This is a genomic window from Geobacillus genomosp. 3, assembly GCF_000445995.2.
Classification (GTDB): Bacteria; Bacillota; Bacilli; order Bacillales; family Anoxybacillaceae; genus Geobacillus.
Window position 1 is genome coordinate 802,726 of record NC_022080.4, and the last position, 14,072, is coordinate 816,797.

Below are 14,072 nucleotides of genomic sequence, written 5' to 3' on the forward strand. Positions count from 1 at the left end.
TAAAAGATGACAGAAATGACTAGCGATAGACGGGAATGATTTTTCGATCATGCAGGGGGTGATGAGGATGATGGGCGGGATGATGAGCGGTTGGGGGATGATGGGCCTTGGCATTCTCGGCTGGCTTCTGAATTTGCTTGCCATTGGATTGGTCGTGTATTGGGCAGTAAAATTTGCATTGCGCGATAAACGATAATCAATTCGTTTCCTATTTGCAGCTCTCCTATATTCAAGACGGCAAGGAGGGGAAATCTGATGTTGAATCGACGGGAATTTCTTAGCAGATCGCTAAAGGGGGCGGCTGGACTGCTGGCTGTTTCGGTATTGCCTGCAGGACTGGCTGCCTGCAGCAACGATCAGAAAAAGGTCAATACAAGTTCAATGGCTAATCTCGGTCCTCTAAGCGAATTAGAAAAAGGGGAATTTCCGAAAAAGGTGCCGTATAAAATCACCATAAAAGATGCATGGACCGAACAGGAGCGGGAAGGGTTTGTGTACATTAACAAAAATCAAGACGGTTCTTTGCTCATTATGTCCCCGATTTGCACCCATCTAGGGTGCACCGTCGGAGATGCTGAGGAGAACATGCAGAAAACAGGCACCCGCTTTTTATGTCCGTGCCACGCGGGGCAATATGACGAATATGGCATCAATGTAGGGGGGCCGCCGCCAAGACCGTTAGATACATTTGACGCTTATATTCAAGATGGCAATGTGTATATTGCCGTATTGAGCCCGAGGAAAAGGGAAAAATGAAAATTCGTTGTGCCGCAGAAAAAGCAGCAGGCTGGAACGTCCAACCTGCTGCTTTTTCCTTTACGGCATGATGCTGATCCCGTTGGGCATTTCGCCTACTTGAACCGTTTGGATGGCTTTGTTTTGTTCTTGGTCAATGACGCTCACGGTGTTGTCGAACATATTCGTCACGAAAACATACTTGCCATCCGGACTTGTGACGACCCCGTGCGCCCCGTTTCCTGTTTCAATCGTGGCCACGACTTGTTTCGTTTTTAAGTTTATCTTGCTTACAGAATGGGAGGGCGTCTCTTTCGTCCCTTGATTCGCCACATACGCAAACGCATCGTCAGGGGACACGTACACTTGGGCCGGCCCTTGCCCGACAGGGACTTTTTCGACTTTTCCGCTGGTTACGTCAACAATGGCCAAGGCATTTTCGGCATTCAACGTGACGACCAACGTTTTGCCGTCCGAAGTAATGCCGGTGGTGACGGGAGTGGATCCGACGGTGAATTTCTTTTCCTCTTTCATCGTTGTTAAGTTGAGAACACTGACGCTGTCTTCCCCCATGTTGGCGACGTATGCGTATTGACTGTCGTCGGAAATGCGAAACCCGTGCGGGCCTTTTCCAGTCGGAATGGTTGCAATGACCGAGTAGTTCGCCAGATCAATAACGGAAACGTTATTGTCTTCATTATTGGTCACAAGGGCGTATTTTCCGTTTTCAGTAAACACAATGTGGGCGGGATGATGTCCGACTTCCACTTTTTTGATCAATTCATCCGTTTCCGTATCATAAAACAACGCCATTCCTTTCATATCCATCGACTGGTCATGTCCGTGGTGCATGGCCGGAACTAACGTAGCGCCGAGAATAGCTCCATCAGGGGAAACTTGGACGTTGTGGACAGCGCCATCGACTTCGATCGTTCCGACTACTTTGTTTGTTTCGACATCAACTTTGGAAATGCTTCCGCCTTCGTTGGCGGTAAAGTAGAATTTGTTCGTTTCTTGTGTTTGTTCAGAGGCGGCTGGCTGCCCGTTTTTCTTTGGTTCGGCTTTGTCTTGAGGGGAATTGGTGCACCCTCCGAGAACAAACGCCAACATCGCCAATAACGATAACCATACAATCGCAGTTTTGCGCATGAGCGGTTTCCTCCTTTTGCTTTAGGTTGAGTCTACCGACATGATATGGGCAAACGGAGGAGGTTGCTGTGATTAATTTCACAATGGCGATAAAATATCTTCAAATCGTTACAGGTTATTGAAATCCATACATTCTGCAAATTTATCCGGTAAAATATAAAAATATGCAACGGTTTACACCATGTATAAAGGGGAATGAGCATCCGTGACAAAAATGAAAAAAGCCATCATCATGGCATCTGCTCTTTTTCTTCTAGGCGCCTGTTCATCGTCCAACGAAAAAGAGCAGGCGTTTATCACGAGCAAAGAGCAGGCAAAATCGAATGTATCCGTTACCAATAATCCTTTCTTTAAGGAAAAAAAGGAAGGGAAAATCGAACATTTGCATGGAGTTGGTTATGCAGGCAATCAAAATGCGGTTTACTTTGCCACTCATGAAGGGCTGCTCGTTTACCGAAACAATAAATGGTATGAAACGATTTCCAATAAACATGATTATATGGGTTTTTCGGCTACAGACGATGGCTTTTATTCATCAGGGCATCCGGAAGAAGGTTCGTCGTTGGGAAATCCACTTGGTCTTGTGAAAAGTTTTGATAATGGACAAACATTAATGAATTTAGGATTTTATCAAGAATCCGATTTCCATTATATGACGGTCGGTTATAAAAGCCATACCATCTATGTGGTGAATCAAGAAGAAAACGAGACGCTTGGACGAGGAGTATTTTACAGCAAAGACGACGGTAAAACGTGGTCGCCAAGTCAATTGAACGGCCTGCCGCAAACGGCAGCGGGAACGATTGCGGCTCACCCAACGGATGAAAATATGGTCGGGATTAGTACAGCCGAGGGGGTTTTCATTTCAAGGGATAACGGGAATACGTTTGAACGGTTCACCCGAAAAATCAATACGACGACGTTTGCGTTCCAAGAAAAATTCATTGTATTTGCGGCTGTAGAGGACGATCAGCCTATCCTCGTTAAACAATCAATAGACACAAAACGAGAAGAAGTTCTTTCTGTGCCTAGGTTGAAGGAAAAAGACCATATCATATATATCGCTTCTAATCCAGAAAATGACAAAGAAATAGTGATCGTTACGATGAACGGGGATATTTTTATGACGAAAAATAATGGTGAGAGTTGGACAAAACTAGCATCGGAAGGGGAAATATAGGGACATGCGGGCGCATGTCTTTTTGTTTGCCCCAATATATCGCTCCATCATTTTTGCAAAATTTGCTGCTACAATATTGAATAACGGATGAAGAGGGTGAGAGAAGGGTGTACTCATTCCTAAGCCAAATCAGCAACTTGCTAAGCCAGCCGTTTCTTACCATGGCCAACAGCACAACAGCGTTTCCCGTTTTGTCAGCGTTTCTTCTTGGCATAGTCGGAGCGATGGCTCCGTGCCAACTGACTAGCAACTTAGGCGCAATCACATTGTATAGCAACCAATCCTTGCAAAGGGAGATCGCCTGGAAAGAACTATTTTTATTTATTTTCGGGAAGATCATCGCTTTTTCCGGGTTAGGCTTGATCGTTTGGCTGATGGGGAAGGAGATTCAAAGTACGCTAACATTGTATTTCCCATGGTTAAGGAAGCTCATTGGCCCGATTCTTGTTCTTACAGGCTTGTATTTATTAGGGGTTTTTAACATGTATTGGAATGTCACGTTGTTCAGAGTGCCAGAGAGATGGGCAAAAGGAAAAATCGGTTCGTTTTTCATGGGATTCGGCTTTTCGTTGGCTTTTTGTCCAACGATGTTTGTTCTCTTTTTTGTGACGCTAATGCCTCTCGCATACTCAACGTCTTACGGAGTGTTGTTGCCGAGCGTCTTTGCGGTCGGAACTTCTGTACCGGTTATTTTCTTCATTCTCATCCTTTGGTACTTAGGATTGAGCGGGACTGTTATGAAAAAGGGAAGACGGGTAGGGAAGCTCACTCAGCAACTCGCTGGAATTGTGATGGTATTGCTGGGCATGCTAGATACCATCACTTATTGGTTTTAACAAAGGAGGAATGGATGATGACGATTACGTTGGAAGTACAAGGAATGACATGTGGACATTGCAAAGCGGCGGTGACCAATGCCCTTCAAGCGTTGGATGGCGTCAGCCGTGTAGAGGTGCATTTACAAGAAGGCACGGTTGATGTGGAGTATGATGAAACAAAGGTAAGTGTAGAAAAACTGAAAGAAGCGATTGAAGAGCAAGGATATGATGTGAAGTAACAGACGGAAGGTGTCCCGAAATGATAACGGGGCACTTTTTTATCGCCTAAACGAGTTCTCGGCTGGGGAAAGTTTTTTCTCTTCTTGAAGAATATCGGGAAAACGGGATGTTATAATGAAAATAACGGGCGCAGAAAAAAGGGGGGATTTATTTGCTATCGCAACAAGACATCCTTAATGAAATGTCGAAATATTTAGATTTATGGAAGGAAAAGTACGGTGTGAAGCGAATCGGGATATTTGGTTCGTACAGTCGGGGAGAACAAAGGGAATCGAGTGATATTGATGTGTTGGTAGAATTTATGGATGATGCAGTGACGTTTGATCATTATATGGAGTTGAAATTCAGTTTGGAAGATCATTTTCAAAAACCAGTCGATTTAGTGATCGTAGATGATATCAAACCAGGATTAAAGGCAGCTATTTTAAAGGGTGTTAAGTATGCAGAGAGAGACTAGCGTCTTTTTGCAAGATATTTTGGCCGCTGCGGAGAAAATCGAGAAGTACACCCAAGGGCTTTCTTATGATGACTTCTTAGATAATGATTTAGTATCAGATGCAGTCATTAAAAACATATTAGTCATCGGAGAAGCAGCCAAAAACATTCCAGATGAAATCAGGCAAGCATCTCCACATATCGAGTGGAGAAAGATGGCTGGCATGAGGGATATGCTGATCCACAGTTATTTCTCCATTAATTATCGAATTGTGTGGGATGTCGTTCGAAATAAGATTCCTGTGTTAAAACAGCACGTTGAACAATTGTTAAATGAAAGGTAGACTTCAATTCAAACCGTATGAGCTGTTTAGGGATAGCACGTTACTCAAAAGGGGCTGATCCCAAGATGCATTCGCGTTTTGGGTCAGCCCCTCAGCTTTCTTATTCCCCTTTATTCGTTGTGTCGTTCGGATCTGGGGTATAGTCCGATTTGTAATCGGTATAGTTGACTTCTGTCGCCATTCCCGCTGAAGCATGGTGCAAGTCGTGGCAATGGAACATCCAATTTCCCGGATTATCCGCTTTAAACGCGACGACGTATTCTTCGCCAGGGTTGACATTTAACGAATCCTTCATCAATGGAGCGCCTTTGACTGGGTTGCCGTTTTTGCTTAACACTTGGAAGAAGTGTCCGTGTAAATGCATCGGATGGACATCCATCGGTGAGCTGTTCACGATTTTTACTTTTACGAAATCTCCTGTCTTCACATTGATCGGCGCTGTATCAGGATACGTTTTCCCATTAATCGTGAAAATCATGCCATTTTTGCCCATGGCTGTTCCTAAATCCATTGTGTACTCGACATCATATGGTTGGTCTAACGTAAATGGACCTGTTTCATATTTTCCGTATGTTGTCATATCCACAACAGGGAGATTTTCTTTTGCGTTCGTTTTGTCCGTATTGTTTGCTTGTCCTTCGTATTGAATTTTCACTTTCATGCCATCGGTACCTTTCATATTCCCGTGGCATTCCAGCAGCCATTCACCCGGGTGATTGGCGATAAACTCAATGTCGTAGCGCTCACCTGGCGCGATATTCAACAGTTCATCTTTGATGGGTTGCGGATCTTTTAACGGTTGCCCGTCGGTTGCGACAATTTGAAACTCATGTCCATGCAAATGAAGCTTGTGGGACATATATCCGGCATTGATCAGACGGAGCCGCACTTTTTCGCCTTTTTTCACGTTTAACGGTTCAATCGCCGCTCCGCTTTTTCCGTTTATCGTGAAAAGATCGTACATATTCATGTTATGGCCCATGCTGCCCATATCCATTTGTTGGTGATCAGAGTGATTTCCATTATTCATATTGCTATGATCCATGCCGCTCATATCCATATTTCCGTTCATATTCATATTGTTTTCGTTTTCCGCATTCGGATTGCTCATCCATTCATCTAATACAAGCGTATAATCTCGATCGACTTTTTCTTCATTTTTCGGTTCTACGATCAACGTGCCGTATAATCCTTTGTCCACTTGCTCTGCGCTTTTTTGATGGGAATGATACCAATACGTTCCCGGCACAGTTGCCGTAAATTCATACGTAAACGTTTCACCTGGTTGAATAGCGTCCATTGTGACACCCGGCACCCCGTCTTGGCTATTGGGAACCGGATAGCCGTGCCAGTGAATCGTTGTCGGTTCCGGCAATTCATTTTTTACAACAATTTTGACCGTATCCCCTTGTTTTACACGAATTTGCGCACCAGGCACCGATCCGTTATACGTGTATACCGGGAGTTTCACTTGATCGTTGATTGGCAATAACGCTTCCTTCGCCGTAAGATGAATGTCTTTCCCAGATAATACCTCTGTATTGGTTGCGAACGGCAATTGTGGCTTGCTCGTTTCGGCGGAAACATCTTCTTTGTTCATCTTCATGTTGGACATGTCATGTCCTTGCATGGAAGATGGATTTGAGCAAGCGGCGCCAATCGCTGCGATTCCTGCGAAAATGGCGCCAAGCAGCCATTTTTTCATGTCGTTTTTCCTCCTTAAGCTTGTAGTGGAAGATGCAATGATATAATAAAAAATAGATGTGTAAAATGTATGGAGAAAGTCGCTTCATTTTGGTGTCCGTAAAACACTTGGAGTAGGATTTTTCTTGATTTGTTTCGCCAACGTCACCTTATCGACGTCCGGCATGGTTCAAGGGCATGGCCAAGCTGTCCACTTTTCAAAAGTGGCGAATTTCACACTTTCTCCATATTTTATCGTTAATATGATGGGGAACTGAAAATCTTGCAGGCAGTTTTCCTGAAAAAGTGGAAACGGATTGCTTTTGAAACTTGGTTTTGTGTACGATAAAATGAAAGGGTCTTTGTCTAAATCATTCTTCTTAAAAAGATTTGTGATGTCGTTTTTTCGATTCTTTTTTGCAAAGTGGGGGGCAATCATTTACGATGTGTGGGTTTATTGGCTGTATTCATGACCGCCCGAGAGCGATGGAGCAAACATGGAAAACCGTATGGATGGAAATGAACGACTTGATTGCCCATCGCGGCCCCGACGATGAGGGGTATTTTTTTGATGATTACGTCAGTTTTGGCTTTCGGCGGCTGAGCATCATCGATCTGGATTCGGGGCATCAGCCGCTGTCTTATGAAAACGACCGCTATTGGATCATTTTTAACGGGGAAATTTACAACTATCTTGAATTGCGGGAAGAGCTGGCGGCGAAAGGATATTCGTTTGCGACGCATTCGGATACCGAGGTGATTGTGGCCCTTTATAGCGCGGAAAAAGAAAAAGCGATCGAAAAGCTTCGCGGAATGTTTGCGTTTGTCATTTGGGACAAGCAAGAGAAAACGGTGTTTGCGGCGCGGGATCCGTTTGGCATTAAGCCATTTTTTTATGCGGAGCAAGCAGGGCGCACGTTTTTCGCTTCAGAAAAGAAAAGCATCCTGCTGGCGTTGGGGCGGGAATCGCTGAACGGCGACTCCCTGCAGCATTATTTAACGTTCCAATACGTCCCTGAGCCGCTGACGATGTCGGCCGGCATTTACAAGTTGGAACCGGGGCATTACCTTAAGAAAAAAGTCGGGGAGCCGCTTATGATTCATCGTTATTGGAAGGCGTCCTTCGAACCTATTTGCCAGTCGGAAGAGGAGCTTGTCAAGCAAATCCGCGATGTGTTGTTTGATTCCGTCAGCGTCCATATGCGCAGCGATGTGCCGGTCGGGGCGTTTTTGTCGGGAGGCATTGATTCATCGTTCATCGTCGCCATCGCGAAACAATTTCATCCCCACCTGAAGACATTTTCCGTCGGGTTTGAGCGGGAAGGGTTCAGCGAAATCGATGTTGCCGAAGACACCGCGGAGAAGCTTGGGGTAGACAACATTAGCTATGTCATCTCGCCGCAGGAGTATATAGAAGAGTTGCCGAACATCATGTGGCATATGGACGATCCGCTGGCCGATCCTGCGGCTGTGCCGCTCTATTTTGTCGCTCGTGAGGCGAGAAAGCATGTCACCGTTGTGCTTTCCGGCGAGGGGGCGGATGAGCTGTTCGGCGGCTACAACATCTACCGCGAACCGGAGTCGCTGCGGCTGTTTGCGCGAATGCCCAACGTCATCAAAACGATGTTGCGGATGATCGCCCGGCTGCTTCCCGAGGGGATGAAAGGAAAAAGCTTTTTGGAGCGCGGCACGACGCCGCTCGAAGAACGGTATGTTGGCAATGCGAAAATGTATAGCGAAAAAGAAAAAGCGGCGTTGCTCAAAACGTATCAAAAGGGGCGCGAATATACGGCGGTGACGGCTCCTTTTTACCGCGAAACGCTTCATTACCCACCTGTAAACCGCATGCAGTATATTGACCTCCATACATGGCTTAGGGGCGATATTTTGGTGAAAGCGGACAAAATGACGATGGCCCATTCGCTTGAGCTGCGCGTTCCGTTTTTAGACAAAAAGGTGTTTGAGGTCGCCGCGCGAATCGCCCCTGACATGAAAATAGCCAACGGCACGACGAAATACATTTTGCGCAAAGCGGCCGAGGGTATCGTGCCGGATCATGTGTTAAACCGGAAAAAGTTAGGGTTCCCCGTGCCGATTCGCCATTGGCTGAGAAACGAACTGTATGATTGGGCGAGACAGCTGATTTACGAGAGCGAGACCGATCATCTATTTCGTAAGGATGTGCTCTATTGGCTGCTCGATGAACATGCCCGCCATAAGGCGGACTATAGCCGCAAACTGTGGACGGTGTTGGCGTTTATGGTTTGGCACCAAGTGTATGTGGAGAAGAAGTACGATGTTGCTCCATCTGTACAAAACGAGAAGCGGTCAGCGTCTGCTTTGGAGGCGTAGCGACAGGGGATGGGGGAAATGGAGAAAAGACAGGAAATCGAACGGCTGCGTGAGCAATTGAATCGTTGGCTTGTGGAAGAGGAAAACGACAATGACGAGGCATGGCTGAAGAGGGGGGAAGCGATTTTCCAACGTTTCGCTCAGCTGGAGCCGGAAAATACGAAGTTCAAAATGATGTTGTGAAAAAAATGATCAATAAGTTGAGGGAACGACTGAAACCGTGTTTTTCCAAACCGATGGATCAAATTATTGTCAATGTAAGGGGAAAGGGGTATCGTTGGGAATGCGAGATTCCTTACCGCATTATTGTTCCTCTGGATGATTATGAATATATCATTTGAAAAACGGTCGTCGAGAACGGTCACCATGCAGGTGACCGTTTTTTTATATGATGTCATTGTAATGAATAAAACCGGAGGAGGAATAAACATGAAAATGACCAACGTATTTGTATATGGAACACTTCGACAAGGCGGGCGCAATCATCAGCTGATTGCCGAGCATGTGCAGTCCGCGCGCAAAGCAACGGTAAACGGAATGCTGTTTCACTTGCCATACGGCTATCCGGCGATGGTGGACGGAAGGGGGACGGTGCACGGTGAAGTGTTTGAACTCGGCGATCCGGAAACAGCGCTTGCCATACTTGACCAGCTTGAAGGGTATTGCGGTCCGGGGCAGGCTAATCATTATGAACGAATCATCGTGACCGCCATAGGTGCCGATGGCAAGAAGTACACGTGTTACACATATGTTTACCCAGCAGAACGAAAAGAGTGGCTTGAGCAACACGCTGAACAAGTTTTTGGGGGTGATTGGATGGCGTTTCTCCACTCCAAAGATAAAGTGATGTACTTTGCGTATGGTTCTTGCATGAGCGAGCGCGATTTTTGCCGTACTGTCCCGCATTTTGAGGTGATGGGCCGGGCGGTGCTTGACGATCACCGGCTGGCGTTCACCCGATATTCCCGCGGCCGGCAAGGAGGGGTTGCAGATATCATCCCTTCTCCCGGCGACCGGGTCGAAGGCGTGCTGTACAAAATTCCGGCGCGTTATGTCACGGATCTTGATTGGCGCGAGGGTGTCCCAGCCGGCGTATACCGCCGTGAATACGTCGATGTGTCGTTCAACGGGCAACTTGTTTCCGCCCTGACGTACGTTGTCGTCGAGAAACAGTTGGATGAAATCGCGCCGAGTGAATCGTACGCTTCGCTTATCCTTGATGAAGGGGCATCTCTTTTAAGCACGCATTACACCGAGCGGGTGCGGCGTCATATTGAACAATTATGGAAAAGAGGGCGGTAAGCGTAAAAAAGGCGGCCCATTGGCGGCAGGGGATGGGAGGGTTGCTCCAAGACCTCGCCGCTTTTTGGCTAAGAGCGTTATTTTCCGTGAAAATGCATGCGCCCCGATGAGTCATTTTCATGCCCGTATGGAGGGCAAAACGTTGCCCATGGAACTTTTTCGTATACAGCTAGTTCTTTGTCCTGTCCATTTGAAGAAGGGAACGGCTTTGGCCCCTCATAACCGCATCTTTTTGTATTTTCTCGATCAGGTGGGGGACATACGGGAAAACATGTTGTCAGCGCAGATGGACCTCCGTCCGATCTATTGGCGGTCAGTTGAAATGGTGCAATGTCATAGTGACCGAAACATGTAGAGAACAAGAGGGAGATTTATCCCATAGACAGCAGGCGAGGACAGCTGATATGATGAGGAGGCGGAAGTATATGAAGCTGGATGCGCAAACGCGCATCTGGCTTGTTCTATTTTTTTACGATTTGAGGGGGATGTCATGCTCAAAGACATTGTTTTAGTGCTGGCATTGCAGCTAGTGTACGTGCCGATTTTAACGCTCCGGACGATTTTTATGGTCAAAAATATGAGCCTGTTGGCCGCGCTCATGGGCTTTTTGGAAGCACTCATTTATGTGTTTGGGTTATCGATCGTCTTTAGCGGGGAACAAAGCTACGTCGTCATGATCGTGTATGCGGCCGGGTTTGGCGCGGGGCTTTTTATTGGGGGATATATTGAACAAAAGTTGGCGATTGGTTATACGAGTGTAACCGTCAATTTGCAGCAAAAAAACCAAGAGCTAATTCACTTGCTGCGGGAAAGCGGCTATGGCGTCACCGTTTATACAGGAGAAGGAAGGGACAGCCAACGATATCGGCTTGATATTTTGACGAAACGGAACCGGGAAGAAGAATTATTGGAGCTAATCGAACAGCATGAGCCGAAGGCGTTTATCATTTCGTACGAGCCGCGGCGGTTTAAAGGCGGATTTTTGGTCGCCTCTATGAAAAAACGAGTAAAAAAGAAAAAAGCAGCTTGTCACGAATCATAACGATAGTCGGTGCAGTGAGCGGGCTGCGCTTAAAAGAGGCAGCAGCTGACACGGAGAAACGGTCCATCGCTTGCGTCGGCCAGTGCCGCTGGCGTGTCGACAGCTCACCTGTTTAGAAGGTGAGCTGTTTTGGCAAAAGTGGGAGACTTCTTTCGGAAAGATGTTAAATGATGTCGTCAAGCCGTTTTTTCCCAAGATGGCGGTCAACGAGTTCATCGAGTTGGCTAATTTTTTTGAAGGCAAGGTCATCGCTGATCGTTCGGTAGTGGTGGCGGCCACCGGGTTCTTCGTCAGCCTCATCGGCCCATTTGACGATGGATTGCAACGGTTTTCGTTTCCATTCACCATCTGGAAGGTATGAATCCGTGTGCAACAAAATCGCTAAAGCAATTTCCTTGGCATTTTGCGGATGTTCGCCAAGGCGAATGAGCAGTTTATGCGCCCGCTCGGCGCCTTTGATGGCATGAATGTCATTTTGTTTGTACTGTTCATAATCCCATCGGCCGTTTTTGTACCATGTGTAATGGCCGATATCGTGAAGGAGAGCAGCTTTCGTCGCCAAGTCAGCATTGACTCCGTGGTGGAGGGCGAGGCGGTAGGCATGGTAAGCCACGGCGATGGCGTGGGCGAGGCCGGACCGTTTCAAATATTTTTGCGCAATGGGATGGACAAAGACGTCAGTTAAGGTGACATATCTCATAGGCATCCCCTCCGTTTTTTGTATTTCTCACCATCATACCATGGCATGTTCATGCAAGCAATGAGAAGAAAGGAACGAGAACGGTTGCATTGATCAAAAAATAAGCCGGCCGCGTTGCAAGCGAGGCCGCCGGCTTATTTGATTTGCGCCTGGCAGGCGAGCCGTCTGGCCGGCTGATTCGTTTTTTCGCGCTCGCGCCGCGTTTTCGGAGTGAGAAAATGAACGCCGGCTAGGACGGTGACGGCGCAGCGGCCGCACGTTCCTTTTTTGCATTTATGGTCAAGCGGAATGCCCTGCCGGAGAGCGGCGTCAAGGAGCGAAACGCCGGGCGTGCGCTGTACGGTGAACGTTTTTCCGCTTTGTTCGATCTGCAAGACAGCTGATGGTGCAGCGGAGGGCACATCGTGCTTTGGCTGCACGGCAGGAACGGAGCGCGCCGATGATCGGGTCGCCGGCTTCAGCGATCCGACGGTAAAAATTCGTTCCATTTTTTTTCATCTCTCATTTAAATTACATCTAAAATTTGAAAATGAATTTCATTTACATCCGGATAAATTGCTGTTATGATAATAGTAAAAGGAATTGTGAAAACGCCATCTTGATTCGAGACAAGGGGGGAGACACCATGGGCACTCCGATGAACGGACTGCGCGATATGAAAGCGATTTTGGCCAACGAGCGAAAAGTCGGCGGCGCCATCGAAGCTGCATTTCTCCGTCTCCGCTCCGGCGAAGAATACCGAAACGCCTGCATCGTTCATATCGATCAGCTGGGCGCTCAATATTACTCCGTTGGCTTTGTGACCGAGCAAGGAGATCGGATGGTTGTCAACGTCCACGACATTAGCGTCATTTCCGCGCCTGAGCATAAAAAAATTCGTGAGCTGAACAATGCCGCATACAAACGGGAAGCCACCAATGAAAAACGGCGCTATTTAAAACGGCTGTTCGATATTTATCAAGGCAGCTATACCGTCCATTTTTGGCGCGAAGCGAAAATGATTATCGATGACATCGGCGTTGAGGCGCTCAGCCCGGAATTGTCGCTGCTCGTTTCCAACGTTCAAGGCCAAGTGGCCCGCACCGCTTAACGGGAAACTCAACAAACCGCCCGGCGACCTGCTTTGTCGTCGGGCGCTTTTTCGTGAAAGAGAACCTCGTTTTTACGGCGCGGGTCCGATGGTTTTCCGCTGTTCTTGCCGTCTGACGGCAAGGGAGGCTGCGCACCGTTCATGCCGACTCGTTCGGGTCTTCGAGCGTACAGATGGCGCTTGGCCGTTTGATGCGCGGCACAACCGATTCATACACACGGAACAAATAGTTCATATTTTCCGTATCCAAAAAGGCGGTTTGCACATCGACGGCGACGGCAAGGTCGATATTTTGCCGTCCGGCATCAATGACGACGCCGCGCTTGCCTTTGATGACCGGCGTTTGGTAAATGCCGGCGGTCATCAGTTCGCGGATGTGCTCGATTTCAAGGACGTGCGTTCCTTCATGGACGCGGTGGATGAGCGCATACAATTCCGGCGACAAGACGAGGGCGTACGGACCGGTATGGCCGAGCTGAAGCAGCTTGTTGCGCGCTTCCACCACGTCGGTGAAGGCGTTGCCGGATTTCATCCAGTCGCTGCGAATGTGGGCGACTTTTCCTTTCACGTTCATAATGCCCGGCACATCAAATTCAGCCGAACCGTTGAAAATCAAATCGTCCTCGAGCAGCGCGCATTGCTGGGCGGCATTGGCGGCGGCGGAAAAGTCGATCGGGCTGCCGAGCTGTTTTGCCTGCTCAATGTCGCGCCAGTATAAAATAAAGTCTTTATACAAAAGCGGAATCGTTACATGCACGCGGCGCGTCGGCTCGGAAAGGCTCAACTCTCTGCCGTGGAAGCTCATATCCCCGTGTTCCGGGTTCGTATAAATGTCGTTGGCGACCGATTGGACGCCTTCGCCAAGCGGGCCGTACAAATCGATAAACCGGCGGCCGACGAGCTGACGCCGCGCTGTTTCAATGACCGTTTCGTCAAGCTCGCTCCATTGGCTCGCTGTGAGCGGGGCTTCTGGGTATAGCTTTGTTTTGTCCATATTTTCTC

General features: G+C 47.7%; 17 protein-coding genes. 12 read left to right on the plus strand and 5 right to left on the minus strand.

The annotated features are described in order from the left end of the window. The first annotated feature begins 67 nt into the window (after window positions 1–67). Window positions 68–196, plus strand: a complete 129-nt coding sequence (locus M493_RS18945) for a hypothetical protein (protein WP_020959032.1) — start codon at window positions 68–70, stop codon at window positions 194–196. 59 nt (window positions 197–255) lie between these two features. After that, window positions 256–756, plus strand: a complete 501-nt coding sequence (locus tag M493_RS04175; RefSeq protein WP_020959033.1) for a ubiquinol-cytochrome c reductase iron-sulfur subunit — start codon at window positions 256–258, stop codon at window positions 754–756. A gap of 60 nt (window positions 757–816) precedes the next feature. Here the strand turns inward: M493_RS04175 and M493_RS04180 are convergent, their stop codons facing one another. Then, window positions 817–1,884 (minus strand): YncE family protein, encoded by a 1,068-nt coding sequence (locus M493_RS04180; protein ID WP_020959034.1) that lies wholly within the window; start codon window positions 1,882–1,884, stop codon window positions 817–819. 205 nt (window positions 1,885–2,089) lie between these two features. Here M493_RS04180 and M493_RS04185 point away from each other — a divergent pair, with 205 nt between their 5' ends. The 5 genes from M493_RS04185 to M493_RS04205 all read left to right on the plus strand — a co-directional run bounded on the left by M493_RS04185 (window position 2,090) and on the right by M493_RS04205 (window position 4,901). Then, entirely contained in the window at window positions 2,090–3,064 is a 975-nt protein-coding gene (locus M493_RS04185) for a F510_1955 family glycosylhydrolase (protein ID WP_020959035.1), read from the plus strand. Window positions 3,065–3,171: 107 nt separating this feature from the next. Then, the gene (locus tag M493_RS04190) at window positions 3,172–3,900 is read left to right on the plus strand and encodes a sulfite exporter TauE/SafE family protein (protein WP_020959036.1); all 729 of its coding nucleotides are present in this window, start codon (window positions 3,172–3,174) and stop codon (window positions 3,898–3,900) included. Window positions 3,901–3,917: 17 nt separating this feature from the next. Continuing rightward, complete coding sequence (gene copZ, locus M493_RS04195) at window positions 3,918–4,121, plus strand: copper chaperone CopZ (RefSeq protein WP_020959037.1); 204 nt, start codon at window positions 3,918–3,920, stop codon at window positions 4,119–4,121. A 182-nt stretch (window positions 4,122–4,303) separates the two neighbouring features. Continuing rightward, window positions 4,304–4,579: a nucleotidyltransferase family protein gene (locus M493_RS04200; protein ID WP_051391580.1), complete on the plus strand. Its 276-nt coding sequence runs from the start codon at window positions 4,304–4,306 to the stop codon at window positions 4,577–4,579. After that, the gene (locus tag M493_RS04205; RefSeq protein ID WP_020959039.1) at window positions 4,563–4,901 is read left to right on the plus strand and encodes a DUF86 domain-containing protein; all 339 of its coding nucleotides are present in this window, start codon (window positions 4,563–4,565) and stop codon (window positions 4,899–4,901) included. The genes M493_RS04200 and M493_RS04205 overlap by 17 nt, the downstream gene beginning before the upstream one ends. Window positions 4,902–5,001: 100 nt before the next feature. On the opposite strand, the gene M493_RS04210 is transcribed toward M493_RS04205, so the two are convergent. After that, complete coding sequence (locus tag M493_RS04210; RefSeq protein WP_020959040.1) at window positions 5,002–6,606, minus strand: multicopper oxidase family protein; 1,605 nt, start codon at window positions 6,604–6,606, stop codon at window positions 5,002–5,004. A gap of 422 nt (window positions 6,607–7,028) precedes the next feature. Here M493_RS04210 and asnB point away from each other — a divergent pair, with 422 nt between their 5' ends. The 4 genes from asnB (at window position 7,029) to M493_RS04230 (ending at window position 11,280) form a co-directional block, all read left to right on the plus strand. Then, window positions 7,029–8,936, plus strand: coding sequence for an asparagine synthase (glutamine-hydrolyzing) (gene asnB / locus M493_RS04215; protein ID WP_023817522.1), 1,908 nt, complete (start codon window positions 7,029–7,031; stop codon window positions 8,934–8,936). Window positions 8,937–8,954: 18 nt separating this feature from the next. Then, window positions 8,955–9,119 carry a hypothetical protein gene (locus tag M493_RS18135; RefSeq protein ID WP_020959042.1) on the plus strand — a complete coding sequence of 55 codons (165 nt, stop codon included), beginning with the start codon at window positions 8,955–8,957 and terminating at the stop codon, window positions 9,117–9,119. 246 nt (window positions 9,120–9,365) lie between these two features. Then, window positions 9,366–10,238, plus strand: coding sequence for a gamma-glutamylcyclotransferase (locus M493_RS04220; protein ID WP_020959043.1), 873 nt, complete (start codon window positions 9,366–9,368; stop codon window positions 10,236–10,238). Between the two features lie 490 nt (window positions 10,239–10,728). Further along, window positions 10,729–11,280 (plus strand): DUF2179 domain-containing protein, encoded by a 552-nt coding sequence (locus M493_RS04230; RefSeq protein WP_020959045.1) that lies wholly within the window; start codon window positions 10,729–10,731, stop codon window positions 11,278–11,280. A 163-nt stretch (window positions 11,281–11,443) separates the two neighbouring features. Here the strand turns inward: M493_RS04230 and M493_RS04235 are convergent, their stop codons facing one another. Further along, entirely contained in the window at window positions 11,444–11,980 is a 537-nt protein-coding gene (locus M493_RS04235) for an HD domain-containing protein (RefSeq protein WP_020959046.1), read from the minus strand. Between the two features lie 134 nt (window positions 11,981–12,114). Then, window positions 12,115–12,468: a 2Fe-2S iron-sulfur cluster-binding protein gene (locus M493_RS04240; RefSeq protein ID WP_020959047.1), complete on the minus strand. Its 354-nt coding sequence runs from the start codon at window positions 12,466–12,468 to the stop codon at window positions 12,115–12,117. A 137-nt stretch (window positions 12,469–12,605) separates the two neighbouring features. Here M493_RS04240 and M493_RS04245 point away from each other — a divergent pair, with 137 nt between their 5' ends. Beyond that, a complete protein-coding gene (locus tag M493_RS04245) occupies window positions 12,606–13,070 on the plus strand; it encodes a hypothetical protein (protein ID WP_020959048.1) in 465 nt (154 codons plus the stop codon). A 139-nt stretch (window positions 13,071–13,209) separates the two neighbouring features. Here the strand turns inward: M493_RS04245 and M493_RS04250 are convergent, their stop codons facing one another. Then, complete coding sequence (locus tag M493_RS04250) at window positions 13,210–14,064, minus strand: family 1 encapsulin nanocompartment shell protein (RefSeq protein ID WP_020959049.1); 855 nt, start codon at window positions 14,062–14,064, stop codon at window positions 13,210–13,212. Window positions 14,065–14,072 lie beyond the last annotated feature (8 nt).

Bases quoted from the DNA above. Each gene is read 5' to 3' on its own strand.
- M493_RS18945 (WP_020959032.1), top strand. From the start codon at position 68: ATGATGGGCGGGATGATGAGCGGTTGGGGGATGATGGGCCTTGGCATT.
- M493_RS04175 (WP_020959033.1), top strand. From the start codon at position 256: ATGTTGAATCGACGGGAATTTCTTAGCAGATCGCTAAAGGGGGCGGCT.
- M493_RS04180 (WP_020959034.1), bottom strand. From the start codon at position 1,884: ATGCGCAAAACTGCGATTGTATGGTTATCGTTATTGGCGATGTTGGCG.
- copZ (WP_020959037.1), top strand. From the start codon at position 3,918: ATGACGATTACGTTGGAAGTACAAGGAATGACATGTGGACATTGCAAA.
- M493_RS04200 (WP_051391580.1), top strand. From the start codon at position 4,304: ATGTCGAAATATTTAGATTTATGGAAGGAAAAGTACGGTGTGAAGCGA.
- M493_RS04205 (WP_020959039.1), top strand. From the start codon at position 4,563: ATGCAGAGAGAGACTAGCGTCTTTTTGCAAGATATTTTGGCCGCTGCG.
- M493_RS04210 (WP_020959040.1), bottom strand. From the start codon at position 6,606: ATGAAAAAATGGCTGCTTGGCGCCATTTTCGCAGGAATCGCAGCGATT.
- asnB (WP_023817522.1), top strand. From the start codon at position 7,029: ATGTGTGGGTTTATTGGCTGTATTCATGACCGCCCGAGAGCGATGGAG.
- M493_RS18135 (WP_020959042.1), top strand. From the start codon at position 8,955: ATGGAGAAAAGACAGGAAATCGAACGGCTGCGTGAGCAATTGAATCGT.
- M493_RS04220 (WP_020959043.1), top strand. From the start codon at position 9,366: ATGAAAATGACCAACGTATTTGTATATGGAACACTTCGACAAGGCGGG.
- M493_RS04230 (WP_020959045.1), top strand. From the start codon at position 10,729: ATGCTCAAAGACATTGTTTTAGTGCTGGCATTGCAGCTAGTGTACGTG.
- M493_RS04235 (WP_020959046.1), bottom strand. From the start codon at position 11,980: ATGAGATATGTCACCTTAACTGACGTCTTTGTCCATCCCATTGCGCAA.
- M493_RS04240 (WP_020959047.1), bottom strand. From the start codon at position 12,468: ATGGAACGAATTTTTACCGTCGGATCGCTGAAGCCGGCGACCCGATCA.
- M493_RS04245 (WP_020959048.1), top strand. From the start codon at position 12,606: ATGGGCACTCCGATGAACGGACTGCGCGATATGAAAGCGATTTTGGCC.
- M493_RS04250 (WP_020959049.1), bottom strand. From the start codon at position 14,064: ATGGACAAAACAAAGCTATACCCAGAAGCCCCGCTCACAGCGAGCCAA.